The organism is Acidovorax sp. Root267 (assembly GCF_001429215.1).
GTDB lineage: Bacteria > Pseudomonadota > Gammaproteobacteria > Burkholderiales > Burkholderiaceae_C > Acidovorax > Acidovorax radicis.
The window spans coordinates 89,684-115,681 of record NZ_LMJC01000006.1; the positions used below are offsets into that span (position 1 = coordinate 89,684).

The window sequence follows — 25,998 nt, forward strand, 5'->3', positions numbered from 1 at the left end:
GGGGGCATGGGCCGCGCCGGTTTCAGAGGCCGCGCACCACCTCGGCACTCTGAAATCAAGCAAAAACAGGACCCAGCGCTTATCCCATAAGCGCTAGTAGCTATATTTTCAGTAGCAAATCACCACCACCGGCCCTTACCGGGGCAGGAACAGCAACCAGTAGATCAGCAGCAGATTCACCAGCACGCTCACCGCAAGCGCGATCTTCCACAAGGCGGTGGCGTCGCGCTGCATCAGCGGCTGCGGGCCGGAGGCCGACAAGGGCCGGGAGGCACCGCGCTCCAGGGCCAGCAGCAGCTCCTCCGCCGTTTCGAAGCGCTGCGTGCGGTTGCGGGCCACGGCCTTCAAGGCGATCTGGTCGAGCCAGATGGGAACGCCCGGGTTGTGGCGGCTGGGGGCCACGGGGTCGCGGTGGTAGCGGCCCAGCTGGTACTGCACCACTTCGCCATAAGGCAGGCGCCCCTGGCTGAGCAGCTGGTACAGCGTGACACCCAGCGCAAACAGGTCGCTGCCCGCATCGGGCAACTGGCCGGACGGGTCTCCGTTGCGTTCGTAGCCCGGCCACTGCTCGGGGTTCATGTAGCTGGGGGTGCCCGCGTGCAGGCGGCGTGTGGCCTCGGGTTCGCGGCCGGAGAGGGCCACGCCCAGGTCCAGCACGCGCAGCACACCGTCGTCGCCCAGGTGCAGGTTGTCGGGCTTGATGTCGCGGTGCACCACGCCCTGGCGGTGCAGCCAGCCCAGCACGCGCGCGGCCTGCACGGTCACCGTCACGGCCTGCCCCACGGCCAGGTGCTGGCGGTGGCGCAGGCGCTGCCCCAGCGTGTCGCCAGAATGCCAGTCGTACAGCAGGTAAAACGCGCTGGCCCCCGCGCCGTCGCCCGTGCCGGTGGCGCCCAATGGCCAGTCGTTGAGCCGCGCCAAATGGGCTGCGGCCTGGCCCGACTGCATGCGCCGCGCCACCCAGGCCTCGTGCGCCAGCGTGGCGCGCTCTTCCACGTCGTGGGCACGCGCGGGCAGCAGGGTCTTGAGCGCATACAGCCGCTGCGTGGCCCCGTCGCGCACCTGGTAGATGCGGTGGATGCCACTGTCGGCCACCAGGGCCGTTACCGTGAGGCCATCCACGGTGTCGCCCACCTTGAGCAGGGGCAGCACGGGCAGATCCTGCGCGCGGCGGGATTCGTCCTGCAGTGTGGCCTCCAGCGCGCCCTGCACCCGCACCACCAGCGCAGTCACGTTGTCGCTGCTGCCACGGCGCAGCGCGGCCTGCACCAGCTCGTCGCAGAGCGCCTGGGCCGCCACGTCCTGGCGCAGCAGCTGGCGCAGTTCGCGCTCGGGCAGGCTGCCGTGCACGCCGTCCGACAGCAGCACAAACAGGTCGCCGCTGCGCAGTTCGCCCTGGCTGTAGTCCACCACCACATGGTCATCCAGGCCCATGGCGCGGGTGAGCTGGTGGGCAAAGTCGCGCTGCGACATGACATGGTCGGTGGTCAGCTGCTGCAGGCGGCCGTCGCGCACCAGGTAGGCCCGCGTGTCGCCCACGTGGGCCAGCGTGTACGACTGGCCGCACAGCACCAGCGCGGTCAGCGTGGTCAGCCCCACCGCAGGCTGGCGCCGCCGGTTCATGGAGGCCAGCCAGCCATTGTGGGCGGACAGGATGCGGTCCAGCGCCACCGTGGTGTCCCAGGTGTCGGGCGTGGCGAAGTAGTCGTTCACCAGCGTGTTCACCGAGGTCTGCGCGGCCTCGCGGCCATTGCCTCCGGTGCTCACGCCGTCGGCAATGGCGGCAATCGCGCCGCGCTCGCGGTCGCGTCCCTGGCCCTGCACCAGCGCGGCGAAGTCCTCGTTCAGCTCGTTGCGCCCGGCCTGCGAGGCGTGGCCGAAATCCAGTTCAAAACTCATGCACCAGCTCCATGCAGGTTCCGTGCCCAAGGTGGTGCGCGCCGCGCCAGGCCAGGGCGCACACCCACGGCCGCTGCGCGGCGCCGGGGCAGCCCTGCACCGCCCACCCGCACACAGGCCTCTTCACCCCCCAAAAGCCGCCCCACATCAGTGCAAACCGACTGGCACAAGCATTGCTTAACCCCAGCAACGACCTCACGAGGTCACGCAATTCACCCGTGCAATGGCGCACTGATGGGTTGTACGGACGAAGGCGTCCGCACATGCGGTTTCGAATGAAAGTCGAAGCAGCATCGTGTGGACGCCTTTTTTGTTTTTCGAATCGCCCAGGCGATAGAACCGACGGAGTCACGATGAAAAAGCTCAAGCTGGTGATGGTAGGAAACGGCATGGCCGGTGTGCGCACGCTGGAAGAGCTGCTCAAGATTGCCCCGGATCTTTACGACATCACGGTGTTCGGTGCCGAGCCGCACCCCAACTACAACCGCATCCTGCTCTCGCCCGTGCTGGCCGGCGAGCAGACCATCGACGAGATCATTCTGAACGATTGGTCCTGGTATGCCGACAACCACATCACGCTGCACACCGGCTTCACGGTGACCGACGTGGACCGCGTGCGCCGCGTGGTCAGCGCGACCAGTGCCGCAGGCGACGTGATCACCGCCGAATACGACCGCCTGATCATGGCCACCGGCTCCAACCCGTTCATCCTGCCCGTGCCGGGCAAGGACTTGAAGGGTGTGCTGGCCTACCGCGACATTGCCGACACCCAGGCCATGATCGACGCCGCAGCCACCTACAAACACGCCGTGGTCATTGGCGGCGGCCTCTTGGGCCTGGAGGCTGCCAACGGCCTCATGAAACGCGGCATGCAGGTCACCGTGGTGCACGTGGCGCCGTGGCTCATGGAACGCCAGCTGGACGACGTGGCGGGCAAGATGTTGCAGGATTCGCTGCAGCAGCGCGGCATGCAATTCTTGATCGGCGCGCAGACGCAGGAACTCGTGGGCAACGCCGACGGGCGCGTGGCGGGCATCAAGTTCAAGGATGGCACCGAGGTGCCCGCCGACCTCGTGGTGATGGCCGTGGGCATCCGCCCCAACACCGCGCTGGCTGAAAAGATGCGCCTGCACGTGAACCGCGGCATTGTGGTGAGCGACACGCTGCAGACCACCACCGACGCACGCATCTACGCCGTGGGCGAATGCGCCGCGCACCGGGGCATCGCCTATGGCCTGGTGGCCCCGCTGTTCGAGCAAGGCAAGGTGCTGGCCAACCACCTGGCCGAGTTCGGCATTGGCCGCTACCAGGGCTCGCTGACCTCCACCAAGCTCAAGGTCACCGGCATCGACCTGTTCTCGGCCGGCGACTTCCAGGGCGGCGAGGGCACCGAGGAAATCGTGATGAGCGACCCCTTCGGCGGCGTGTACAAAAAACTGGTGATCAAGGACGACAAGCTGGTGGGCGCCTGCCTGTATGGCGACACGGTGGACGGCAGCTGGTACTTCAAGCTGCTGCGCGACGGACGCAGCGTGATCGACCTGCGCGACAAGCTGATGTTTGGCGAATCGCACCTGGGCGACACGGGCCACCAGGGCCAGAGCAAGGCCGCCGCCATGCAAGACAGCGACGAGGTCTGCGGCTGCAACGGCGTGACCAAGGGCTCCATCTGCAAGGCCATCAAGGAAAAAGGCCTGTTCACGCTGGATGAAGTGCGCAAGCACACCAAGGCCAGCGCATCGTGCGGCTCGTGCACCGGGCTGGTGGAGCAGATCATCATGTTCACGGCGGGCGGCGACTACAGCGCCACGCCCAAGACCAAGGCCATGTGCGGCTGCACCGACCACGGCCACCAGGCCGTGCGCGACGCGATCCGCAGCAGCAAGCTGGTGACCATCGCCGACGTGTTCAAGTTCATGGAATGGAAGACGCCCAACGGCTGCGCCAGCTGCCGCCCCGCGGTCAACTACTACCTCATCAGCACCTGGCCCAAGGAGGCCAAGGACGACCCGCAAAGCCGCTTCATCAACGAACGCAGCCACGCCAACATCCAGAAAGACGGCACCTACAGCGTCATCCCGCGCATGTGGGGCGGGGAGACCACCGCCGACGAACTGCGCCGCATTGCCGATGCGGTGGACAAATACAAGATCCCCACCGTCAAGGTCACGGGCGGCCAGCGCATCGATTTGCTGGGCGTGAAGAAGGAAGACCTGGTCAACGTGTGGAAGGACATCGGCATGCCCAGCGGCCACGCCTACGCCAAGGCGCTGCGCACGGTGAAGACCTGCGTGGGCAGCGAGTGGTGCCGCATGGGCACGCAGGATTCCACCCAGATGGGCAAGGACCTGGAGCGCGCCATGTGGCGCATGTACGCGCCGCACAAGGTGAAGTTCGCGGTGTCGGGCTGCCCGCGCAACTGCGCCGAGGCCGGCATCAAGGACGTGGGCATCATCGGCGTGGACTCGGGCTGGGAGATGTACGTGGCCGGCAACGGCGGCATCAAGACCGAGGTGGCGCACTTCTTTACCAAGCTCAAGACGTCGGAAGAAGTGCTGGAGTACACCGGCGCGTTCTGCGAGCTGTACCGCCAGGAAGGCTGGTACCTGGAGCGCACCGTGCACTACGTGGACCGCGTGGGGCTGGACTACGTGAAAAAGCGCATCCTCGACGACCACGCGGGCCGCAAGGCCCTGTGGGAGCAGCTGCAGTTTGCACTGGATGGCGAGCCCGATCCCTGGTTCGACTTTGACAAGGCGGCGGTGGACACGCGCCAGTTTGCCCCTTTGGGCGCCTGATGGGCACCTGATCGCCCGAGCCCCTAAAGAACCCCACCATGCACCGCAGAACCCTCCTGACCGCCGCCAGCTGCACCGCCGCGTGCAGCGCCCTGGCCCCGCTGGGCAACGCCCACGCCCAGATCAGCGACCTCAACGACGCCATCAACAAGGCCGGGCGCCAGCGCATGCTGAGCCAGCGTGTGGGCAAGGCCTGGCTGGCCCTGTCCCACAAAGCCGACACGCCCACGGCGCGCCAGGTGCTGGACCAGTCCATGGCACTGTTCGAGCGCCAGCTGGCAGAGCTCAAGGCCTTTGCGCCTTCGCCCACCATCCGCGAGACCTATCTGAAGCTGGAGACCGCGTGGGCCGCCCACAAGGTCACGCTGGCGGCCGAAACCTCGTCCACCGACAACGCCAGCGCCATGCTGCAGGCCGATGCCAAGGTGCTGGCCCTGGCCCATCAGGGCACCACGCAGTACGAAGCCGCCCTGGGCAAGCCCGTGGGCCAGCTGGTCAATGTTGCGGGCCGCCAGCGTATGCTGAGCCAGCGCATGGCCAAGTTCTACCTGGCCGCCATGCTGCCCGTGGACGCGGCCACCGCCACCACCGAGATCGCCAAGGCCCGCGGCGAATTCATCGCAGCCACCGAGCTGCTGCGCAACGCCCCCCAGGCCACCAACCGCATCCGCCAGGAACTGCAGCTTGCCGACGGGCAGTGGGTGTTTTTTGACGCCGCGCTGCAGCGCATGCAGGGTGGTGGCAACGTGAACCGCCAAGTGGCCGAGGTGTTCGTGGCCAGCGAGAACCTGCTCTCCAGCATGGACCGCGTGACTGGCATGTACGCGGCGCTGGCGGCCTGAGAAGCTGCCACAAGCCCCAACAAATAACGAGCCGCCCCACGAAAACCCTGGCAGGCTCCCCCACAACATCCAAAGACACCGAAGGAACCGCGATGACCACGACCCACACCCCGCAATGGAAGCTGATCTGCCGCGTGGAGGACATCCCCGAGCTGGGCTCGCGCCGCGTGGCGCGCCCCCAGGGCCTGGATGTGGCCGTGTTCCGCAACGACGCCGGGGGCGTGTTCGCGCTGCTGGACCGCTGCCCGCACAAGGGCGGCCCGCTGTCGCAGGGCATCGTGTTTGGCACCCACGTGGCCTGCCCGCTGCACAACTGGACCATCGGCCTGTGCGACGGGCAGGCGTCCGCGCCCGACGAAGGCTGCACGCCCAAGTTCGCCGTGAAGGTGGAAGATGGCGCGGTGTACCTGGATGCCCTGGAGCTGGATTCGCATGCGCTCGATCTGGCACGGCCCCTGGCAGGGCCGGTGCGGCGCGGCCTGGCGGCCTGAACACCCGCCCCGCCCCCTCTGTCCGCAGGTCCAAAGGCCCATCGACCACCAACGCTATCAAATAAATAGCTTCCAGCGCTTTATCAACAAGCGCTGGAGTCCAAAAATATCTGGAATCCACGCCATGCAAGAAACCAAATCCACCTGCCCCTACTGTGGCGTAGGCTGCGGCGTGATCATCGAAAGCGACGGCCCCCAGATCACTGGCGTGCGGGGCGACCCAAACCACCCCGCCAACTTTGGCCGCCTGTGCACCAAGGGCTCGACCCTGCACCTCACCGCCAGCAGCCCCATCACGCTGCAGACCCGGCTGCTGCAGCCGCAGCAACGTCTGCAACGCAGCGATGCTCCACGCGCCATCTCATGGGACGCGGCCCTGGGCCTGGCCACCGAGAAGTTTGCCCACACCATCCAGCAGCACGGCCCCGACGCCGTGGGCTTTTACGTGAGCGGCCAGTTGCTGACCGAGGACTACTACGTCTTCAACAAGCTCGCCAAGGGCCTGATCGGCACCAACAACATCGACACCAACTCGCGCCTGTGCATGAGCAGCGCCGTGGCGGGCTACAAGCAGACGCTGGGCGCCGACGCGCCCCCCGCCTGCTACGACGACGTAAAACACGCGCAGTGCCTATTCATCGTGGGCAGCAATGCAGCCTGGGCGCACCCCATCTTGTTCCGCCGCATCGAAGACGCACGCGCCGCCAACCCCGGCATGAAGGTCATCGTGGCCGACCCGCGCCGCACCGACACGGCCGGCATGGCTGACCTGTTCCTGCCTATCCAGCCCGGCAGCGACGTGATGCTGTTCAACGGCATGCTGCACATCATGCTGTGGGAAGGCTGGATCGACGCCGCCTACATCGGCGCGCACACCACGGGCTTTGACGAACTCAAGGCCCTGGTGCGCGAAGCCACGCCCGACCGTGTGGCCCAGGTGTGTGGCATTTCGGTGGCCGACCTGACCACGGCCGCCAAGTGGTTTGCCACGTCCAAGGCTACGTTGAGCCTGTACTGCCAGGGCCTCAACCAGAGCAGCAGCGGCACGGCCAAGAACGCAGCGCTCATCAACCTGCACCTGGCCACCGCGCAGATCGGCAAGCCCGGCGCAGGCCCGTTCAGCCTGACGGGCCAGCCCAACGCCATGGGCGGCCGCGAAGTGGGTGGCCTGGCCAATTTGCTGACAGCCCACCGCGACCTGGCCAACCCGCAGCACCGCGCCGAAGTGGCCGCGCTGTGGGGCGTGGCCGATGTGCCCAGCAAGCCCGGCAAGACGGCGGTGGAGATGTTCCAGGCCGCCGCCGATGGTGAGATCAAAGCCCTGTGGATCGCCTGCACCAACCCCGCGCAGAGCATGCCCGACCAGGCCACCGTGCGCCGCGCACTGCAGCGCGCCGAGTTCGTGGTGGTGCAGGAAGCCTTTGCCACCGCCGCCACCTGCGCCTATGCCGACCTGCTGCTGCCCGCCACCACCTGGGGCGAAAAGACCGGCACCGTGACCAACAGCGAGCGCCGCATCTCGCGCGTGCGCTCTGCCGTGTCCGCCCCCGGCGAAACACGCCACGACTGGGCCATCGCGGTGCAGTTTGCGCACCAGCTGGAGGCACGCCTGCGCCCCGGCCAGCCCACGCTGTTCCCCTACACCACCGACCATGCCGACCAGGGCGCCGAAACCGTGTGGAACGAACACCGCGAAAGCACCCGCGGCCGCGACTTGGACATCACCGGCCTGTCATGGGACATGCTCGAATCCCAAGGCCCGCAGCAGTGGCCGCTGCCCGAGGGCGCCAGCACCGGCAAGGCCCGCCTGTACGAAGACGGCGTTTTCCCCACCGCCGATGGCCGCGCACGTTTTACAGCACACGCCTGGTTGCCTACGGCCGAACAACGCGAATCGCGCTACCCCTTCAGCCTGACCACGGGCCGCCTGCGCGACCAGTGGCACGGCATGACCCGCACCGGCACGCTGGGCCGCCTGTTTGGCCATGTGGCCGAGCCCAGCGTGCAGCTGCACCCGCAGGACATGGAGCGGCGCGGCCTGAAGAACGGCGACCTGGTCTATGTGACGAGCAAGCGCGGTACCATCGTGGTGCCCGCGCAGGCCGACACCACCGTGGGCCTGTCGCAGGCCTTCATGGCCATGCACTGGGGCAGCGAGTTCTTGAGCGGCTGCTCGTCCACCGGCGAGCGCTTGGCAGGCGTGAACGCGCTCACCACCTCGGCCTACTGCCCCACGTCCAAGCAGCCCGAGCTCAAGCACGCGGCCGTGAAGGTGCTCAAGGCCGAGCTGCCCTGGACGCTGCTGGCCATGGCCTGGCTGCCCGCCGACAGCGCCCAGGCCACGCGCGAGGCGCTGTCCGCACTGATGGCGCAGTTCCCGTTTGCCAGTTGTGTGCCCTTCAGCAACAACACGCCGCTGGGCGAACCCGGGCGCGAGCGCGTGGGTGTGCTGCTGCGCGCAGCCGCGCACGAAGCCCCGCCGGACGCCATGGTGGAACGCATCGAAGCCCTGATGGGACTGGCCACCACCGACACGCTGCGCTACGCCGACAAAAAACGCGGCCAGCGCCGCGCCGCACGGCTGGCACGCCACGGTGACACCACCACGCTCGAAGGCATCGTGCTGGCAGGCGACACCAGCGCCGAGGGCTGGCTCAAGACCCTGCTGCAGGAAGAACTGCCCGCGCAAACTTATGGCCGCCTGCTGCTGGTCCCCGGCGCCAAGGCACCCGTGGCCGTGCAGTCGCGCGGCAAATCGGTGTGCACCTGCTTCAACGTCACGGACACCGCCATCACCGCCGAGCTGGCGCGCTGCCACGGCACCGACGACGACCGCCTGGCCCAGCTGCAGGGCAAGCTGCGCTGCGGCACCAACTGCGGCTCGTGCCTGCCCGAACTCAAGCGCATGGTGCGCGCTACGGGGCCGCTGGCGTCCAAGCCCCTGGCGCAGGCCGCCATATAACGAAAAGTTCTCTAGGTTGCAGGAAAATAGCGAACATATCCCCCAAGACACCAGGATGGGTGCAACAGGGCTCCAGCTAGGCATCTCGGCGCAGACAGTACTTGCGTACGGCAAGCCGAGATAACGACGCTGGAGCCCTGTTTCACCGATCCGCCAAAAAAAGACCATGGGCATTAGCCAGTACATCAAAGAGATCGGCCGTGGCGCACGCGGCGCCAAGCCGCTCACGCGTGAGCAGGCCACGGATCTGTTCGGCCAGGTGCTGGATGGTCAGGTGAGCGACCTGGAGATCGGCGCCTTTTGCCTGGCCATGCGCATCAAGGGCGAGACCTCGGAGGAGATGTGCGGCTTTCTCGATGCCACGCACCAGCGCCTGGCCCTGCTGCCCGCCACCGACCGCCCGCTCATCGTGCTGCCCAGCTACAACGGTGCGCGCAAGCTGCCGGTGCTGACGCCGCTGCTGGCCCTGCTGCTGGCACGTGAGGGCCTGCCCGTGCTGCTGCACGGCATGCGCACCGAGGCGCGCCGCATTTTGGCATCGGATGTGCTGCTAGCGCTGGATATACCTGCGCTAACAGCTCCTGAAAAGATAGCAAATGGCACAGTGCGCCACATCCACACCCAACACCTGCACGCGGGCCTGGCGCGCCTGCTGTCGGTGCGCGAGGTGGTAGGCCTGCGCAACCCGGGGCACAGCGTGGTCAAGCTGATGAGCCCGTGCGCAGGGCCCTCGGTCGTGGTCACGGCCTACACGCACCCCGAATACTTCGAGATGCTGCAAACCACGTTCGGCACGCTGGGCATGACAGCACTGCTCTCGCGCGGCCTGGAAGGCGAGGTCGCCACCGACCCCCGCCGCACGCCCCGCTACGACGGTTTTGTGCGCGGCGTGCACCAGGTGCTGGAATCCCAGCAGCCTGGCACGGCCAGCGAGGTGCCCGGCCTGCCTGCAGAGATCGATGTAGCCACCACGGCGGCCTACACGCGCCGCGTGATGGCCGGCGAGTTGCCGATCCCGCCGGCCATCAAACGGCAGGTGGAACATATCTTGCGACTTGCCGATCAAACAGTTTCGGAGACATCCCCATGAGCCGCCCCACGCCCACCACCACCCTGCCCCCCTCCACACCCCACCTGGGCACCGGCGGCAGCTGCACGCTGGTCGGCGCAGGCCCGGGCGACCCAGAGCTGCTGACTATCAAGGCGCTCAAGGCCATCCAGGCGGCCACCGTGCTGCTGGTGGATGACCTGGTGAGCGATGCCATCGTGGCACACGCATCCCCCACGGCCCGCATCATCTACGTGGGCAAGCGTGGCGGCTGCAAGAGCACCCCCCAGGCCTTCATTGAAAAGCTGATGCTGATGGCGGTGAACGAAGGCGAGAACGTAGTACGCCTCAAGGGTGGCGATCCGTTCATCTTTGGCCGTGGTGGTGAAGAAGTGGAGCACCTGCGCGCCGCCGGTGTGCCCGTCACTGTGGTCAACGGCATCACGGCGGGCCTGGCGGGCCTGACCTCGCTGGGCGCACCGCTCACCCACCGTGAGCATGCCCACGGCGTGGTGTTTGTCACCGGCCACGCCAAGCCCGGCGACGCGGGCACCGACTGGCGCCAGCTGGCCGCCACGGCCCGCGACGCCAAGCTCACGCTGGTGATCTACATGGGCGTGAGTGGCGCTGCCACCATCGAGCAGGAACTGCTCACCGGCCTGCCCGCCAGCACACCCGTGGCCATCATCCAGCACGCCAGCCTGCCACACCAGCGGCATGCGGTCACCACCCTGGGTGCGCTGCACGCCACCATCACGCGCGACGGGCTGGCCAGCCCGTCGGTGATCGTGGTGGGCGATGTGGTGCGCGGCGTGGCCCTGGCATCGCAGGATGCCGCCGCTGACGCCCCGCTGGCGCGGCGCGCCGTGTAGAACCCCGCAAGGCAGGGCCTCCCGACGTACCGGCAACTCTGGTGCACGGGGTGCGCGCCATGCCGGTGCACCCTGGCCCGCTTCCCACGCTTGTTGGCCGGAGCAGGCCTTGCTTGCCCCTTTGCGACGAGGCACTTGTACTGCCCCGCCTAGCGCCGCCACAGAGACGCGCGGCAAGCACAGAAAACTCCCTTTTTTGCAACACGCATCCAGCACATTGGCCCGGGTATTGCTTGAAACATGTATCTGAATGCAATGCGCGAAAGGACCCCCATGGCAGCCTATTCCCTTTCCCCACGCACCGGCACCGCTCCAGCGCCCTCCACCCCCTCCGTGGCCCCGTCATCGGCACCCCGCGACAACGAGATGTCGCTGGTCAACCTCGCAGCGCGCCAGCGCATGCTGTCCCAACGCATGGTGCTGCAGACCGTGCTGGCAGCGGGCGGCAGCGACCTGCATCTGAAAGCAGCACGCAGCACGCTGGCACTGTTCACCACCAGCCAGGCCACGTTGGTAGATACGCCGCGCCACCTTGATACCGCCGATGCCGACCGCATCCGCAAGGTGTACCAAGGCCCCAGCGGCGTGGGCGCCACCATCGACGCCTTTGCACAACAGGTAGGCACCGCGCTGGACTTCACGGAACGCCGCAGCCCACGCGTCGAGGAAGTGCTGGACCGGCTCGTACAAACCACCGACAGTGTGCTGGAGGCGCTCAATACCGCCACCACGGTGTTCGACCAGGTGGGCAAGGCGAAGTCCGAAACCCTCATGAAGGAGCTGGCAGGCATTGTGGCGTCGATCCAGACGGTGGCCCGCGAGGCCAAGGTGGTCAGCTTCAATGCCCAGGTCATGGCGGCCCGCGCAGGCCAGCACGGACGGGAATTCGCCGTGGTGGCGAACGTACTTTCCGGCATCACCAACGAAATCGACGGACTTTCGCTGCAGGCGGTCTCGCTGGCCGGACGCAGCCGTGGAGCAGCCTGAAATGGGTGCAACAGGCACTTACAATTGACAGCCATTGGAAACGGTGGCGGATGGGCAGAGCGCCCACACTCCGCCCACGGACAGGCGGTAGCCCGGCTGCAGCGGACCCGCCCCTTTTTCACGCCAGACACACAACACTTTCGGGAGACGCGTAAGCCATGAAGATCACCACCCTGTGCAAGAGCCTGGCGTTGGCCGGTTGCCTGCTGGCAAGCACCAGCATGGCCTGGAGCTACGAAATCAATGCAGGCAAGGTGCTGGACGGTGCAGGCAAGGCCATCCAGCTGCGCGGCGTGAACTGGTTTGGCTTTGAGACCAACAACCACGTGGTGCATGGCCTGTGGGCACGCAACTGGACCGACATGATCACGCAGATGCAGGCCCAGGGCTTCAATGCCGTGCGCCTGCCGTTTTGCCCCGCCACCCTGCACGGCTCGGCCCCGCCCGACAGCATCGACTACAGCCGCAATGCCGACCTGCAGGGCCTGTCAGCCATCCAGGTGATGGACAAGGTCGTCAGCGAGCTGAGCAACCGTGGCATGTATGTGCTGCTGGACCACCACACCCCCGATTGCCAGACCATCAGTGAACTCTGGTACACCCCCGGCTACAGCGAGCAGCAGTGGATCAGCGACCTGACCTTTGTGGCGCAGCGCTACGCAGGCGTACCCGGCGTGATCGGCCTGGACATCAAGAACGAACCCCACGGCGCGGCCACCTGGGGCACCGGCAACAACGCCACAGACTGGAACCGCGCGGCCGAGCGCGCCGCAGCGGCCGTGCTGCAAGTGGCGCCTCAGTGGCTGATCGCCGTGGAAGGCATCGGCGAGAACCCCAGCTGCTCGGGCGGCAACGCGCACTTCTGGGGTGGCAACCTGGAACCCCTGGCCTGCACGCCCCTGAACATTCCGGCCAACCGCCTGCTGCTGGCGCCGCACACCTATGGGCCCGATGTCTATGTACAGCCCTACTTCAACGCCTCCAACTTCCCGAGCAACATGCCGGCGATCTGGGACCAGCATTTCGGCCAGTTCGTGCAGGCGGGCTATGCCGTGATGCTGGGCGAGTTCGGCGGCAAGTTTGGCCGTGGCGATGCGCGCGACGTGTTGTGGCAGAACGCGCTGGTGGACTACATGGTCGGCAAGGGCATGCGCAGCGGCTTCTACTGGTCGTGGAACCCCAACAGTGGCGACACCGGCGGCATTCTGGATGACGACTGGACCACCGTGCGCACCGACAAGGTCCAGCTGCTGCAGCGGCTCTGGGGCGATGGCACGACGCCCACCACCCCGACAACACCAACCACTCCCACGACCCCAACCACGCCCACCACGCCAACGCCTGCCGGCGGTTTCTCGGTGCAGGAGATGATGGACAGCGTCTGGAACTCAGGCTATTGCCAGCGGGTTCGGGTCACCAACCAGGGCAATGCCGCGGGCAACTGGGCCATCACCATCCCCGTGAGCGGCACCGTCAACAACCTGTGGAATGCCACCTGGTCGCAGGCGGGCAGCAACCTGAACGCGTCCGGTGTGGACTGGAACAAGACCCTCGCCCCCGGGGCAGCGGCCGAATTCGGTTTCTGCGCCGCGCGCTAAGCAACTTTTTCCCCCATTGAACAAGGGCTCCTGCCATGCAGGGGCCCTTTTTTGTTCCGGGTTCCCGGCCTACCCGCCAGCGGTCTCGCGCACCTGCCTGAAACGCTCCGCCAGCTCCTTGCGCAAGGACTTGCGCAGCAGTGCCGCATCCCAGCGGCGGCGTTCGTCGGGCGTGGAAGGCGACAGCGGCGGCACCTGCACCGGCTTGCGCGCCTCGTCCACGGCCACCATCGTGAAGAAGCAGCTGTTCACATGCCGCACCACCTGCGAGCGGATGTCTTCGGCCACCACCTTGATGCCGACCTCCATCGACGAGGAACCGGTGTAGTTCACGCTGGCCAGGAAGGTCACCAGCTCCCCCACATGGATGGGCTGCAGGAACATCACCTGGTCTACGCTCAGTGTCACCACATAGCAGGCCGAATAGCGGCTTGCGCACGAATAGGCCACCTGGTCCAGCAGCTTGAGAATGGCCCCGCCGTGCACATTGCCGGAGAAATTGGCCATGTCGGGAGACATCAGCACCGTCATGCTGAGTTGGTGTGAAGGGATGTTCATGCCACGATTTTAGGGCTCCACCGTGTTGCAGGCACAACGCCGCAGGCCGCTACACTCGCGCCACACAAGCCAGATCACGGCCCATCAAAAAGCCAAGCAGGCCGGGAGGCCAGAGGGGAAAGCATGCTCGAAATCGACAAACTCAATGAATTCACCGAAAGCCATGGCGCGCTGCGGCGCGGGCGGGGCCTCGTGTCCGGCGTGATTGCGCTCACGCTGGCCATCCTGTGTTTTCTGGGCGTGCTGGCCTTCCACTTCCCCGAATACCTGACCACGCCACAACTGCGCAAGAGCTACGACGTAACGGTGATCCGCTACATCATGCTGACCGCCATGGCCATCGCAGGGGGCATCTCCCTCGTCAACATCCTCTTCAACCGCTCGCGCTGGCTGGCCACGTTTGCCTTTGCCATGGTGGCGCTGGCGGCGTTCCTGGGCGGCCACAAAGTCGAGGTGGACCCGAACTTCCCCGACAACACCCCGTACATCGGCCTGGACTGGTTCATCCTCGACCTGCTGGGCAGCTCCCTGATCTTCATCTTCATCGAGAAACTGTTCGCGCTGCGCAAGGACCAACCCATCTTCCGCGCCGAGTGGCAGACGGACTTCCACCATTTCATCGTGAACCACATGGTGGTGGGCTTCGTGCTGCTGGCCACCAACCTCATCGTGCACCGGTTTTTTGGCTGGGCGGCCAACGACGGTATTCGCGGCTGGGTGCAGGGCCTGAACTTCTGGGTGGCGCTGTTCCTCATTGTGCTGGTGGCCGACCTGGTGCAGTACTGGACCCACCGTGCCTACCACGAGGTGCCTGTGTTGTGGCGCCTGCACGCCGTGCACCACAGCGTCAAGAGCATGGACTGGATGGCGGGATCGCGCCAGCACATCCTGGAGCTGATCATCACGCGCACGCTGGTGCTGGCCCCCATCTACGTGCTGGGGTTTTCCAAGGAAGTGATCGACGCCTACATCGTCATCGTCGGCTTCCAGGCCGTGTTCAACCACGCCAACGTGAGCGTGCGCCTGGGCCCGCTGCGCTACGTGCTGGTCACGCCCAATTTCCACCACTGGCACCACAGCCAGGACCAGGAGGCGCTGGACAAGAACTACGCCGCGCACTTTGCCTTCCTTGACTACCTCTTTGGCACCGCCGTGAAAAGCACCAAGCTCTGGCCCGAACACTATGGCGTGCTGGGCGACTATGTGCCCAACGGGTTTGTGAAGCAGTTCAAGTTTCCGTTCACCTGGAAGGGCTGAGGTAGGCCCGCCCGAAGCATTACAGCTTGCCGAGTTCGGCTTCGAGCGACTTCAGCTGGTTGCGCAGCTCGTTGGTTCGAGCCTCACACGCGGCCTTGTCCTTGTCGGCCCCGGCCGCACGCTCCTGCGCGAACTGGGAACCTGACGCCAGGGTGCTGCGCCGCAGCGGGCCCGCATGGGCCACTGCGGTATCCGGTGCCATTGCAGCGCATTCCTGCTGGTTGCGCTCGACGGCCGCGCGCGCCTGGGGCACGCCCTGGTTCTGCAGATAGTGCTTGCGCTGCCAGGTTGCGCCGAAGACGCCTTCCTTTGCGGTGGAGGTGCCGGGCTGAACGGGGCTGGCGCCCTGCATGGCAGGCCGTACCTCGATCTTCTCGCCCTGGCCCGCGCAGGGCTCGTCCTGGAACGACACCTTGCCATTGGCATCCGTACATTTGTTGATGGCCCACGCCGGGGCCAGAAAGCCCAGCGCCAGGGCGCAGGCGGCACAGTGGATCGGTTTCATGGAGCAGTCCTTGGCGGGTGGATGCGACATGCTAACGCGCCGCGCGCAACCTGCCCGCCGCCTCCGCGATCACACCGGGCCCTGGCCCACGAAGCACGGCGTGCGGAGCGGCTGCGTGCCCCATGGCTTTGGACAGCCGTCCAGGTTTCCGCTCCTGCGCAAGGGATAGGGATAGGCGCCTGTCCCTAACTTGACGCAGCCCCGGTAAAAACCCGGTGGGTGCGCAGCCACCGCCCTCCTACCATCGCCGCACCTTGTGGCCACGGTGGCCGACACCAGGAGGAGCTGTTTGATGAAGACCCACGTTGCCCTGCCCGCTAGCCAGCGGCTTTCCCTGGCGCGCCGCCGCAGTCTCGTGCTGGCGCTGGCAGGCGGTGCGGCCCTCGCCAGCCTGTCCGCCAGAGCACAACCCGCTCCAGGCAAGGGCGACATTCTCATTGGCCGGTCTACCGCGTTGTCGGGTGGCATGGCCCCTTTTCTCGCGCCCATCCATGAAGGACAGGACGCCGCGGTGGAAGACGCCAACGCCAAGGGCGGCATCGGCGGGCGCAAGGTCCGGCTGGTGTCGCTGGACGACGGGTTCGATCCACGCCGCACGCTGGAGAACGCCAAGCAGCTGAGCGAAAAAGAGGGTGTGCTGGCCCTGTTTGGCGTGTCCGGCACGTCTCAGGTGATGGCGCTGCTGCCCTACCTGGCGCAAGCCAGGCTGCCGCTGATCTCGGTGTACACCGGCAGCCCCGCCATCCGGGCACAGCAGCACCCCTATCTGTTCACCACCCGGGCCAGCTACGCCGATGAGCTGGTGAAAATTGTGCGCAACCTGGTGGCCGTGCAAAGTGCACGCATCGCCGTGGCCTACGAGAACAATGACTTTGGCAAGCTGCTTTTGCCACTGGTCGAAAAGACCCTTGCCGCCGAGGGCGCAACGCTGGCCGGCTCGCATGCCCTCGCCCCGACCGGAGAAGACGCCAACGAAGCCGCCAAGGCCCTGGCCGCCCAGAAACCACAAGCCGTGCTGCTGGTGGCGGCGGGCCCGCCCGTGGTGGCCTATGTACGCGCCAACCGTGCGAACCTGGGCGTGCCGGTCTACACCCTGTCCCTGGGCGCGGGCACGGCGGTGCTCAAGGCGCTGGGCGACGATGCGCGCGGCCTGGCCGTAGCGCGCACCGGCCCATCGCCGAGCAAGCCCACGATTGCACTCACGCGCGAATTCCAGGCATCCATGAAGCGCCACGACAAGCCCGTGGACTACGACCGCTATACCGGCTACATGGATGCGCGCGTGCTCATTGAAGGCCTGCGCGCGGCAGGGCCCGGCGTCACCCGGGCCAGCCTGGTCCAGGCCATGGAAGGCCTGGGCAACCTCGACCTGGGCGGCTACAGCTACCAGTTCAGCGCACAGAACCACCACGGCTCGAATTTTGTGGACATTGCGGTGGTGGGCTCCGGCGGGGTGTACCGGCAATGACGGCGTGATCGCCCCGATGAACGCTGCGGCGACAATGGCGGCCCCGCCACCGCTGCCTGTTCATCACTGTGTCCCACACCCCCCCTGTTTTTGACGCCGTCATCATCGGCGCCGGTGCCGCCGGCCTGTTCTGCGCCGCCCAGGCGGGCCAGCGGGGCCTGAAGGTATTGCTGATCGACCATGCCGAGAAGGTGGCCGAGAAGATCCGCATCTCGGGCGGCGGGCGCTGCAACTTCACCAACCGCGACCTGGACCCTGCCGCGCCCCACAAACATTTTGTGGGGCAGAACCCGCAGTTCTGCCGCTCGGCGCTGTCGCGCTATACGCCCGCCGACTTCGTTGCGCTGGTGCAAAAACACGGCATTGCGTTCCACGAAAAACACAAGGGCCAGCTGTTTGCCGACCGCTCGGCCGAGGACATCATCGCCATGCTGCTGGCCGAGTGCGCGGCGGGCCAGGTGACGCACTGGCAGCCTTGTGCGGTCAAAAATATAGTGTTTTCAGCCCCTGGCGCTGATCCATCAAGCGCTTACAGCTATCAAATTGATACTGACCGAGGCCTGGTGCGGGCGCGCTCGCTGGTCGTCGCCACGGGCGGGTTGTCCATTCCCAAGATCGGTGCGACCGACTTTGGCTACCGCCTGGCGCAGCAGTTCAACATCCCACTCATCGAGCGCCGCCCCGGCCTCGTTCCGATGACCTTTGATGGCGCTCTCTGGGCGCCGTATGCGCAGTTGGCCGGGCTGGCATTGCCGGTGCAGATCAGCACCGGCTCCAAGAAGAACCGCATGGTCTTCGACGAGGATCTGCTGTTCACCCACCGCGGCCTCTCGGGCCCCGCAGTGCTGCAGATCTCCAGCTACTGGCAGGAGGGCACGCCGCTGGCCATCAACCTCGCGCCCACCGTCGATCTACCGGCTGCGCTGGCGCAGGGCAAAGCCCGCTCGCGCAAGCTGATTGCCAACGAGCTGGCCACCCTGGTCCCGAGCCGCCTGGCCGATGCCTGGGCCCAGCGCGAGCCCGACTGGCAGCGCCCCATCAACGAGGCCAGCGACAAGGCCCTGGCGCGGCTGGCCGAACAGCTGGCGCGCTGGGAGCTGACGCCCACCGGCACCGAGGGCTACAAGAAGGCCGAGGTCACGCTGGGCGGTGTGGACACGCGGGTGCTGTCGCAGCAGACCATGGAGTGCAAGACGCAGCCAGGCCTGTATTTCATTGGCGAAGTGGTCGATGTGACGGGCTGGCTGGGGGGCTACAACTTTCAGTGGGCCTGGGCCAGCGCCGCGGCGTGCGCGCAGGCACTGCCGCCAGCGGACCACTGACGCACTCCGTTCGCAATCGGGAGGGACATCGCACCTAAACTCCCGGCAACAACGCATCGCTTTACCGGTGACACGGCGGGAGCCACGGCATGGATGGATTCGAACGCGCAGAAAAGTACCAAGCAGCCGCAACGGCCGTGGGCGCACTGATTGCCCTCGTCCCTGCAGCAAGCATTGGCGGAAACATCTTCATCGCGATCCTCGCGGCCCTGGGCGTGGGCTCACTGGCCGGGGGCGCGGTGATGGTGTGGTGGCTGCGCACTGATGAGGGCGATGCCTACCTGCGGGCAGACTCGCGCATCTCGGGCCGCTCGACCTCACGCACCTCACTATGGCTGGGCAATATGGCCCCGGGCGCCATCCTGGTCGGACTGGCCGCCGCGCTGCACATCCGGCTTGCCTGACGGGTGCGGACGGGCGCTGAGGGCCGGATCACCCCCACAGCGGTGCAGGCTGTGTGCTGCCAAAACCCGGCCCCCGCACCGATGCGGCCTGAAGCACGCCGTGCTCCAGGGCCCAGGCGTGCAGCGCCTCGGGCGGCAGCGGGCGGCTGAAGTGGTAGCCCTGCAGCTCCTCGCAATCCAGCGCGCTCAGCACCTGCGCCGTGGCCAGATCTTCGACGCCCTCGGCCACGATCTTGAGGCCCAGCGTGTGGCCCAGGGCGATGATGGCGCGCGTGATCGCCATGTCGGCGGGATTGCTCAGCATGTCGTGGACGAAGGACTTGTCCACCTTGAGCCGGTCGATGTCAAAACGCTTGAGGTAGGCCAGGCTCGAATACCCGGTACCAAAGTCGTCGATGGACAGTTGCACACCCAGCGACTTGAGCGCGGCCAGTTGCTGCTCGGCCGCATGGGCGTTGTCCATCAGCTGCGATTCGGTGATTTCCAGCTCCAGCCGGTGGGCCGGCATGCCGGTGCGCGCCAGCAGCGCCTCGATGTCCGTCACCAGCACCGGGTCGGCCAGCTGCGCGGCCGAGAGGTTGACCGAGATGGAGACATTCGCCAGCGGATGGGCCAGCGCACGTGCTGGATGGCCCGCCAGCGGCGCCTGCCAGCGCGCCCATTGCTCACAGGCCTGCTGCAGCACCCAGCCGCCGATCGCGCGGATCATGCCGGTCTCCTCGGCAATGGGGATGAATTCGCTGGGCGGTACGTTGCCCAGGGTGGGGCTGCTCCAGCGCAGCAGGGCCTCCACGCCCAGCAGGCTGCCGCCCTTGGCGGCCAGGCGCGGCTGGTAGTGCAGGCTCAGTTCCTGGCGCTCCAGTGCGCGGCGCAGCTGCTGCTCCAGGGTCTGGCGTGCCAGCGCGCGCTGGTCGGTCTCGGCCGAATAGAACAGCGCCATGTCGCGGCCCGTGGTCTTGGCCTCGTACATGGCCGCGTCGGCGCGGCGCATGAGCTCGTCGATATCGCTGCCGTCCTCAGGGTAGACGGCGATTCCCACGCTGCACGACACGTTCAGCTCGTGCCCCTCCACCGGGTGGCTCTGGCGGATCAGCGGGATCAGCCGCCGCTCCACCAACTGCTGCACGTCCTCGCGCCCTGCCACATCGCGCATGACCACCACGAACTCGTCGCCGCCCAGGCGGCTGACGGTGTCGCGGCTGCGCACGGCCTGCGTGAGGCGCCCGGCCACCGAGCGCAGCAGGCCGTCGCCGATGTGGTGGCCCAGCGTGTCGTTGATGGCCTTGAAGCGGTCCAGGTCGATGAAAAGAACGGCCACCTTTTCACCGGTGATCGGCGCCTGCGCCAGCGCCAGTTGCAGGCGCTGCACGCACAGCGACCGGTTGGGCAGCTCGGTCAGCACGTCATGGTGCGCCAGGAACTGGATGCGCTCTTCGCTGCGCTTGCGGTCGGTGATGTCGATGGCGATGCCGATGTGGTTGGCCACCGCGCCACCCTTGGTCTCGCGCACCGCAGACACCATGAGCCAGGCCGGGTAGGTCTCGCCCGAGCGGCGGCGAAAACGCACCTCGCCCTGCCAGGACTCCTTGTCGAGCATGGTGCGGTTGATCTGCGCCGACAGTGGCTCGCCACCGGCTTCTTCCAGCAAGAAGCCCAGGTCCTCGCCGATGACCTCGTAGAAGTCGTAGTGAGTGCTGCGGCAGAACGCCTTGTTCACGCTGATGATCTGCTGCTCGGCGTTCATGATGATGATGCCCTCGGACGAAGCCTCGAACACCTTGGCCCACAGCTCCAGCCGCTGCTCCATGACCTTGAGCACGTTGATCGGCGTGAACGCCGTGAGCACCGCGTCGCGCCCCTGGAATTGCAGCCGCCGCGCCGACAGCACGGCCCACGAAGGCTCAGTGCTGCCCTTCCAGCGCACCTCGAATTCATCCACCGAGCCCTGGTCCGCCAGGCGCTGGAAGAACCGCGCCCGCACGCCGGGCTCCAGCCCCACGGCCCAGGGGTCGGTCTTGCGGCCGCCCAGCCAGTGGCCGGCCGGCGCGTTCGAATGCAGCACCTCGTGCTCGGGCACCGAGGTGACGACCATCGGGATCGGGAACGCCTCCACCAGCTCGCGCTGCGCCTCGGCCGCGCGGGCGCTGGCGGCCAGCTCCTGCTGCAGCAGGCGGTCGCGGTCGAGCTGGGACAGCATCTCGTTGAAAGCCGTGACCAGGCGGCCGATCTCGTCGCGGCTCGACCAGTGCGCGCGCAGGGTGTGGTCGCCGCTTTGGCGCACCTGGTCGGCCACCCGCGCCAGCTGCTGCAGCGGCTTGGCGATCTGCCGGGCCACCAACGTCACCAGAGAAAGGATGCAGCCCAGCAGCACCAGCGCGGTGCCCAGGTGCAGCCACATGCGGGCATAAAGCCCGTCCACGCGGCGGTTCAGCAGCCGCTCCAGGTCGGTGATGCCCACGCCCCAGGCGTCGCGCAGGGCGCCCAGCACCTGCGCCTGCTGCGCGCCCACCTGGGCCAGCGTCAGGCGCGACTCCCCGGCCGCCACACCCTGCAGCAAGGCCTGAAACCCCTCCAGCGAGGCCTTCAGCGCTTCGCGCTGCCCCCCCAGGGCAGCCCGCATCTCGGGCGAGCCCGCGATGAACGCCTGGTTGTAGTCCGACTCGATACCCTGCATCACCGCGTCCAGCCGCCCCACGAGCGTGAGCAAATCAAAGGACCACTGCGGCCCGCGCCCGGTTTGCGCCGCGTTCAAAAACACCACCGTGTCGTGCACCGCCTGGAGCAACTCCGGAAAACGCAGCACCACCAGCGACATGCCGTAGTAGCTGTCCAGGTCCGGGTCCAGGATCAGGTTGGACTGGTTGCCCACCGTGGTGAGCAACTCACGGCCCTCGCGCAGCAGCTGGCTGCGCATGCCGGTCAGAACCTGCGCATCCGTTGCAGACGGCGGCTGGGAGGCCAGCTGCTCCAGCACCGTGCTGAAGCGTTCGCCCACTTCCTGCGTGCGCAACTGCTCGTCATGGGCCTTGCGCACCCCCGTCAGCCGTGCAATCACTTCGGCCGCCAGCGGCGGCTGCTGGGACGCATCCAGAAACTGCCCCATGAGCCCGTCGCGCAGCACCGCCGCATACGTGGTGCCGACGATTTCCTTGCGCGTGAAATCGATGGCCACGTACTTTTCGTGGATCAGGATGCTGGACACATAGATCACCGCCGACAGGTCCAGCAGATAGATGAGCATGAGCTTGCGGCCCACACTGAGGCGGCCCAGCCAACCCGATACGCGGTGCATGAATGCCATGGTGTCTGCGGCGAAGGCCTGCCCGGGCGGATGACCTGGGCAGCCCACCGACGGTGGAAAATGATTGTTACAACGTGAAGCAATTTCCACGCCATTTACGGCCTTCCCAGCCACGGATGCAGGGATGCGCAGTCATTGAGACTGCCGACACCCGGTAAGACTGGCAAGCCCCTGGCCAGTGCCACCGTGGAACTGCCTTTGCCAGGCCGCCGGCGGCGTCCTCCTCCCGCGCAGCGAGAGAAGGAGAAGCCGCGAAGCTGCACCGGGGGTGCTTCCCATTCACGCCACAAAGGCTATAATCTCCGGCTTTGCTGGCAATGCCCCGTCGGCCAAATACTAGTTACAGACGGGGAAACCGCTTTGTACGGACTTGAGGCCCGATCTCCCCAAGCCCCTCTGCGAGCAACATTTTGGAAAACCATTAGCTAATGACTACGATCCGCGTAAAAGAAAACGAACCCTTTGACGTTGCACTGCGCCGCTTCAAGCGCACCATTGAAAAGCTCGGCCTGCTGACCGACCTGCGCGCCCGTGAGTTCTACGAAAAGCCCACCGCCGAGCGCAAGCGCAAGAAGGCAGCCGCCGTGAAGCGCCACTACAAGCGCGTTCGCAGCATGCAACTGCCCAAGAAGATGTACTGATCTTCGGCCCCAAGCCTTGTTCGCTTGGGTCCCAAAACCCGCGCTAGGGACGCCAAGCGCGGGTTTTTGTTTTTTAGGGTCTGCACAAAGCCCCTCTGGCGTCGTTGCAGCGCCTTGCCGTAGCAAGACTACTGTCTGCGGCGCTGCGCCTAGCCAGAGGGGCTTTGTGCAAACCCTCCGTCCCTGCCTGAAACCCAAAAAAGGAAGCCGCCATGAGCCTCAAGGACCAGATCACCGAAGACATGAAGACCGCCATGCGCGCCAAGGACAGCGAGCGCCTGGGCACCATCCGCCTGCTGCTGGCTGCACTCAAGCAAAAGGAAGTGGATGAGCGCGTGGTCCTGGACGATGTGGCCGTGGTCGCCATCGTGGACAAGCTGATCAAGCAGCGCAAGGACTCCATCGCGGCCTTCGAGCAGGCAGCGCGCCAGGACCTGGCCGACAAGGAGAAGTCGGAACTCGTGGTGCTGCAGGCCTACCTGCCCGAACGCATGTCCGCCGAAGAAACCCTGGCCGCCGTGAAAGCCATCGTGGCCGAACTGGGCGCCGCTGGCCCTGGCGACATGGGCAAGGTCATGGGCGTGGTCAAGACCCGCCTGGCGGGCAAGGCCGACATGGGCCAGGTGTCGGCAGCGGTGAAGGCCGCGCTGGCAGGCTGATCCACCGACGGCCAGAACCTCGATAACACCACACGGTGGGCCGCACGGCGGCCTGCGTTGCGGTCAATATCATTTTGATAGCTGCTTGCGCTTACCAGATAAGCGCTGGCGGCTATTTTTACTTCAAACCGCACCGTTTTCACTGGCGCCGTCACTTCCCGCCGCCGGAGCCATCCCCCCGGCGCGAAAGTGCTCCTGCAGAAACTCCACGCAGACGCGCACCTTCGCCGACCGCTCCAGCCGTGTGGGGTACACGGCCCACACATTGGCCTCCTGCTGCCACTGCGGCAGCACCTGCACCAGGCGCCCGGCCTGCAGGTGCACACCCACATCCCACAGCGAGCGCAGCACCACGCCGCGCCCATCCACCGCCCACTGCACGGCCATCTCGCCGTTGTTGGCCGACAGCGGGCCACGCACTTTCACCGACTCTTCCTGCGCGCCGCTGCGCAGGCGCCACACGCCAAACGGGTGGTCGCGCTCCTTGATCACCAGGCAGTCGTGTGCGGCCAGATCGGCCACCACACGGGGCATGCCTTTGCGCGCCAGGTAGGCGGGCGCCGCACACAACACACGGTGGTTGTCGGCCAGGCGGCGTGCGATCAGGTGTGGGGCAATCTCGTCGCCCACACGCACGTCCAGGTCAAACCCTTCGCCCGCCACGTCCACCAGCCGGTCGAACACTTCGAGCCGCACCTGTAGGCCCGGATGCCGCTCCACCAGGCGCGACACCGCAGGCGCCACGATCTGCCGCCCAAAACCAAAGCTGCTGCTCACGCGCAGCAGCCCGCGCGGCTCACTGCGCGTGACGGCCACCTCCTGCAGCAGCTGCTCCATGTCGTCGAGGATGCGCTGTGCCCAATGGAAGACACGCTCACCCTCCTCCGTCACCGCCACCCGCCGCGTGGTGCGGTGCAGCAGCTTGACCTGCAGATCCTGCTCCAGCAGGCGGATGCGCTTGCTCACATAGGCGGGGGATGTGCCCAGCTCGGTGGCGGCCCCCCCAAAGCTGGACTTGCGCACCACCGCCGTAAAAACGCGCAGGTCCTCAGCGGCGGGATGTTTATGCACAATTCGTGAAGAATGAAGCCACAGTTACCAGATTGTAGTTTTCGCTGGCGTTTGAAACAATCACGCCACTGAGGCCGAAAACCCTTTTCAGCCCACCTCTCCCGGAAGGACCTACCCAGTGACCCAGCAGCAGAAAAAGTACCAGATCGCCCTGATTGCCGGAGACGGCATAGGCAAGGAAGTGATGCCCGAAGGCCTGCGCGTGGTGCAAGCCGCCGCAGCACGCTTTGGCTTCGAACTCGAATGCCACACCTTCGNCGGAGACGGCATAGGCAAGGAAGTGATGCCCGAAGGCCTGCGCGTGGTGCAAGCCGCCGCAGCACGCTTTGGCTTCGAACTCGAATGCCACACCTTCGCATGGGCCAGCTGCGACTACTACGCCACCCACGGCCAGATGATGCCCGACGACTGGAAAGCCCAGCTCTCGGGCATGGACGCCATCTTCTTTGGCGCCGTGGGCTGGCCCGCCACCGTGCCCGACCATGTGTCCCTGTGGGGGTCTCTCCTCAAATTCCGCCGCGAGTTCGACCAGTACATCAACCTGCGCCCCGTGCGCCTGTTCGAGGGCGTGCCCTGCCCCCTGGCCGGCCGCAAGCCCGGTGACATCGACTACTACGTGGTGCGCGAGAACACCGAGGGCGAGTACACGTCCCTGGGCGGCATCATGTACGAGGGCACCGACCGCGAGATCGTGATCCAGGAATCGGTCTACTCGCGCCACGGTGCCAACCGCCTCTTGAAGTTCGCCTTCGACCTGGCCCAGAGCCGCCCCAAGAAGCACGTGACCCTGGCCACCAAGAGCAACGGCATCGCCATCAGCATGCCCTGGTGGGATAAGAGGGCGGACGATGTGGCCAAGGACTACCCCGAGGTCACGCTGGACAAGCAGCACATCGACATCCTCACCGCGCGCTTTGTGCTGCAGCCCGGCCGCTTTGACGTGGTGGCCGCCACCAACCTGTTTGGCGACATCCTCTCCGACCTGGGTCCGGCCACCACCGGCACCATTGGCCTGGCGCCCTCGGCCAACCTGAACCCCGAGCGCCACTTCCCCAGCCTGTTCGAGCCCGTGCATGGCTCGGCGCCCGACATCTACGGCAAGAACATCGCCAACCCCATCGCCATGATCTGGTCCGGCGCGCTGATGCTGGACTTCCTCACCCAGGGCCAGGGGGCGGGCAGGTTGGCGCACGATGCCATCGTGGCGGCGATTGAAGACACCCTCAAGAGCGGCCCGCGCACGCCGGACCTGGGGGGCACGGCCAGTACCACGCAGGTGGGACAGGCCATTGCACAGCGGGTGGCCAACGGCTAG

The 25,998-nt window shown here is 66.4% G+C and carries 19 protein-coding genes and 1 pseudogene; 15 read left to right on the forward strand and 5 right to left on the reverse strand.

Annotation, left to right across the window (positions count from 1 at the left end; all coding sequences use genetic code 11):
• Window positions 1-135: 135 nt before the first annotated feature.
• A complete protein-coding gene (locus ASE39_RS07875) occupies window positions 136-1,899 on the reverse strand; it encodes a bifunctional protein-serine/threonine kinase/phosphatase (RefSeq protein ID WP_057270762.1) in 1,764 nt (587 codons plus the stop codon).
• Between the two features lie 353 nt (window positions 1,900-2,252).
• On the opposite strand from ASE39_RS07875, the gene nirB reads away from it, so the two are divergent.
• The 8 genes from nirB to ASE39_RS07915 all read left to right on the forward strand — a co-directional run bounded on the left by nirB (window position 2,253) and on the right by ASE39_RS07915 (window position 13,497).
• The gene (gene nirB / locus ASE39_RS07880; RefSeq protein WP_057270763.1) at window positions 2,253-4,697 is read left to right on the forward strand and encodes a nitrite reductase large subunit NirB; all 2,445 of its coding nucleotides are present in this window, start codon (window positions 2,253-2,255) and stop codon (window positions 4,695-4,697) included.
• 38 nt (window positions 4,698-4,735) lie between these two features.
• A complete protein-coding gene (locus tag ASE39_RS07885) occupies window positions 4,736-5,539 on the forward strand; it encodes a type IV pili methyl-accepting chemotaxis transducer N-terminal domain-containing protein (protein WP_057270764.1) in 804 nt (267 codons plus the stop codon).
• A gap of 92 nt (window positions 5,540-5,631) precedes the next feature.
• Window positions 5,632-6,030 (forward strand): nitrite reductase small subunit NirD, encoded by a 399-nt coding sequence (gene nirD, locus ASE39_RS07890; RefSeq protein WP_010459998.1) that lies wholly within the window; start codon window positions 5,632-5,634, stop codon window positions 6,028-6,030.
• Between the two features lie 124 nt (window positions 6,031-6,154).
• Window positions 6,155-8,992: a nitrate reductase gene (locus ASE39_RS07895; protein ID WP_057270765.1), complete on the forward strand. Its 2,838-nt coding sequence runs from the start codon at window positions 6,155-6,157 to the stop codon at window positions 8,990-8,992.
• 166 nt (window positions 8,993-9,158) lie between these two features.
• Window positions 9,159-10,082 (forward strand): DNA-binding protein YbiB, encoded by a 924-nt coding sequence (ybiB, locus tag ASE39_RS07900; protein WP_057270766.1) that lies wholly within the window; start codon window positions 9,159-9,161, stop codon window positions 10,080-10,082.
• Window positions 10,079-10,912 (forward strand): uroporphyrinogen-III C-methyltransferase, encoded by an 834-nt coding sequence (gene cobA / locus ASE39_RS07905; RefSeq protein WP_010459992.1) that lies wholly within the window; start codon window positions 10,079-10,081, stop codon window positions 10,910-10,912. The genes ybiB and cobA overlap by 4 nt, the downstream gene beginning before the upstream one ends.
• Window positions 10,913-11,185: 273 nt before the next feature.
• Entirely contained in the window at window positions 11,186-11,899 is a 714-nt protein-coding gene (locus ASE39_RS07910) for a type IV pili methyl-accepting chemotaxis transducer N-terminal domain-containing protein (RefSeq protein ID WP_057270796.1), read from the forward strand.
• A 158-nt stretch (window positions 11,900-12,057) separates the two neighbouring features.
• The gene (locus ASE39_RS07915; RefSeq protein ID WP_057270767.1) at window positions 12,058-13,497 is read left to right on the forward strand and encodes a glycoside hydrolase family 5 protein; all 1,440 of its coding nucleotides are present in this window, start codon (window positions 12,058-12,060) and stop codon (window positions 13,495-13,497) included.
• Between the two features lie 69 nt (window positions 13,498-13,566).
• Here ASE39_RS07915 and ASE39_RS07920 read toward each other — a convergent pair whose 3' ends face one another.
• Complete coding sequence (locus ASE39_RS07920; RefSeq protein ID WP_010459986.1) at window positions 13,567-14,055, reverse strand: acyl-CoA thioesterase; 489 nt, start codon at window positions 14,053-14,055, stop codon at window positions 13,567-13,569.
• Between the two features lie 123 nt (window positions 14,056-14,178).
• Between ASE39_RS07920 and ASE39_RS07925 the strand changes: the two genes are divergently transcribed.
• The gene (locus tag ASE39_RS07925) at window positions 14,179-15,312 is read left to right on the forward strand and encodes a sterol desaturase family protein (RefSeq protein WP_010459984.1); all 1,134 of its coding nucleotides are present in this window, start codon (window positions 14,179-14,181) and stop codon (window positions 15,310-15,312) included.
• 19 nt (window positions 15,313-15,331) lie between these two features.
• Here the strand turns inward: ASE39_RS07925 and ASE39_RS07930 are convergent, their stop codons facing one another.
• Window positions 15,332-15,817 (reverse strand): DUF4124 domain-containing protein, encoded by a 486-nt coding sequence (locus ASE39_RS07930; RefSeq protein ID WP_057270768.1) that lies wholly within the window; start codon window positions 15,815-15,817, stop codon window positions 15,332-15,334.
• Between the two features lie 292 nt (window positions 15,818-16,109).
• Between ASE39_RS07930 and ASE39_RS07935 the strand changes: the two genes are divergently transcribed.
• The 3 genes from ASE39_RS07935 (at window position 16,110) to ASE39_RS07945 (ending at window position 19,011) form a co-directional block, all read left to right on the forward strand.
• The gene (locus ASE39_RS07935; RefSeq protein WP_057270769.1) at window positions 16,110-17,285 is read left to right on the forward strand and encodes an ABC transporter substrate-binding protein; all 1,176 of its coding nucleotides are present in this window, start codon (window positions 16,110-16,112) and stop codon (window positions 17,283-17,285) included.
• Window positions 17,286-17,353: 68 nt separating this feature from the next.
• Window positions 17,354-18,607, forward strand: coding sequence for an NAD(P)/FAD-dependent oxidoreductase (locus ASE39_RS07940; RefSeq protein ID WP_057270770.1), 1,254 nt, complete (start codon window positions 17,354-17,356; stop codon window positions 18,605-18,607).
• An 89-nt stretch (window positions 18,608-18,696) separates the two neighbouring features.
• Complete coding sequence (locus tag ASE39_RS07945; RefSeq protein WP_057270771.1) at window positions 18,697-19,011, forward strand: hypothetical protein; 315 nt, start codon at window positions 18,697-18,699, stop codon at window positions 19,009-19,011.
• A 28-nt stretch (window positions 19,012-19,039) separates the two neighbouring features.
• On the opposite strand, the gene ASE39_RS07950 is transcribed toward ASE39_RS07945, so the two are convergent.
• Window positions 19,040-22,312: an EAL domain-containing protein gene (locus tag ASE39_RS07950; RefSeq protein ID WP_057270772.1), complete on the reverse strand. Its 3,273-nt coding sequence runs from the start codon at window positions 22,310-22,312 to the stop codon at window positions 19,040-19,042.
• Between the two features lie 428 nt (window positions 22,313-22,740).
• Here ASE39_RS07950 and rpsU point away from each other — a divergent pair, with 428 nt between their 5' ends.
• Both rpsU and ASE39_RS07960 read left to right on the forward strand, forming a co-directional pair.
• A complete protein-coding gene (rpsU, locus tag ASE39_RS07955) occupies window positions 22,741-22,953 on the forward strand; it encodes a 30S ribosomal protein S21 (RefSeq protein WP_005799779.1) in 213 nt (70 codons plus the stop codon).
• A gap of 212 nt (window positions 22,954-23,165) precedes the next feature.
• A complete protein-coding gene (locus ASE39_RS07960; protein WP_010459956.1) occupies window positions 23,166-23,612 on the forward strand; it encodes a GatB/YqeY domain-containing protein in 447 nt (148 codons plus the stop codon).
• 123 nt (window positions 23,613-23,735) lie between these two features.
• Here ASE39_RS07960 and ASE39_RS07965 read toward each other — a convergent pair whose 3' ends face one another.
• The gene (locus tag ASE39_RS07965) at window positions 23,736-24,683 is read right to left on the reverse strand and encodes a LysR substrate-binding domain-containing protein (protein WP_199864255.1); all 948 of its coding nucleotides are present in this window, start codon (window positions 24,681-24,683) and stop codon (window positions 23,736-23,738) included.
• A gap of 258 nt (window positions 24,684-24,941) precedes the next feature.
• Here ASE39_RS07965 and ASE39_RS07970 point away from each other — a divergent pair.
• Window positions 24,942-25,998: pseudogene (locus tag ASE39_RS07970) on the forward strand (tartrate dehydrogenase); the annotation flags it as partial.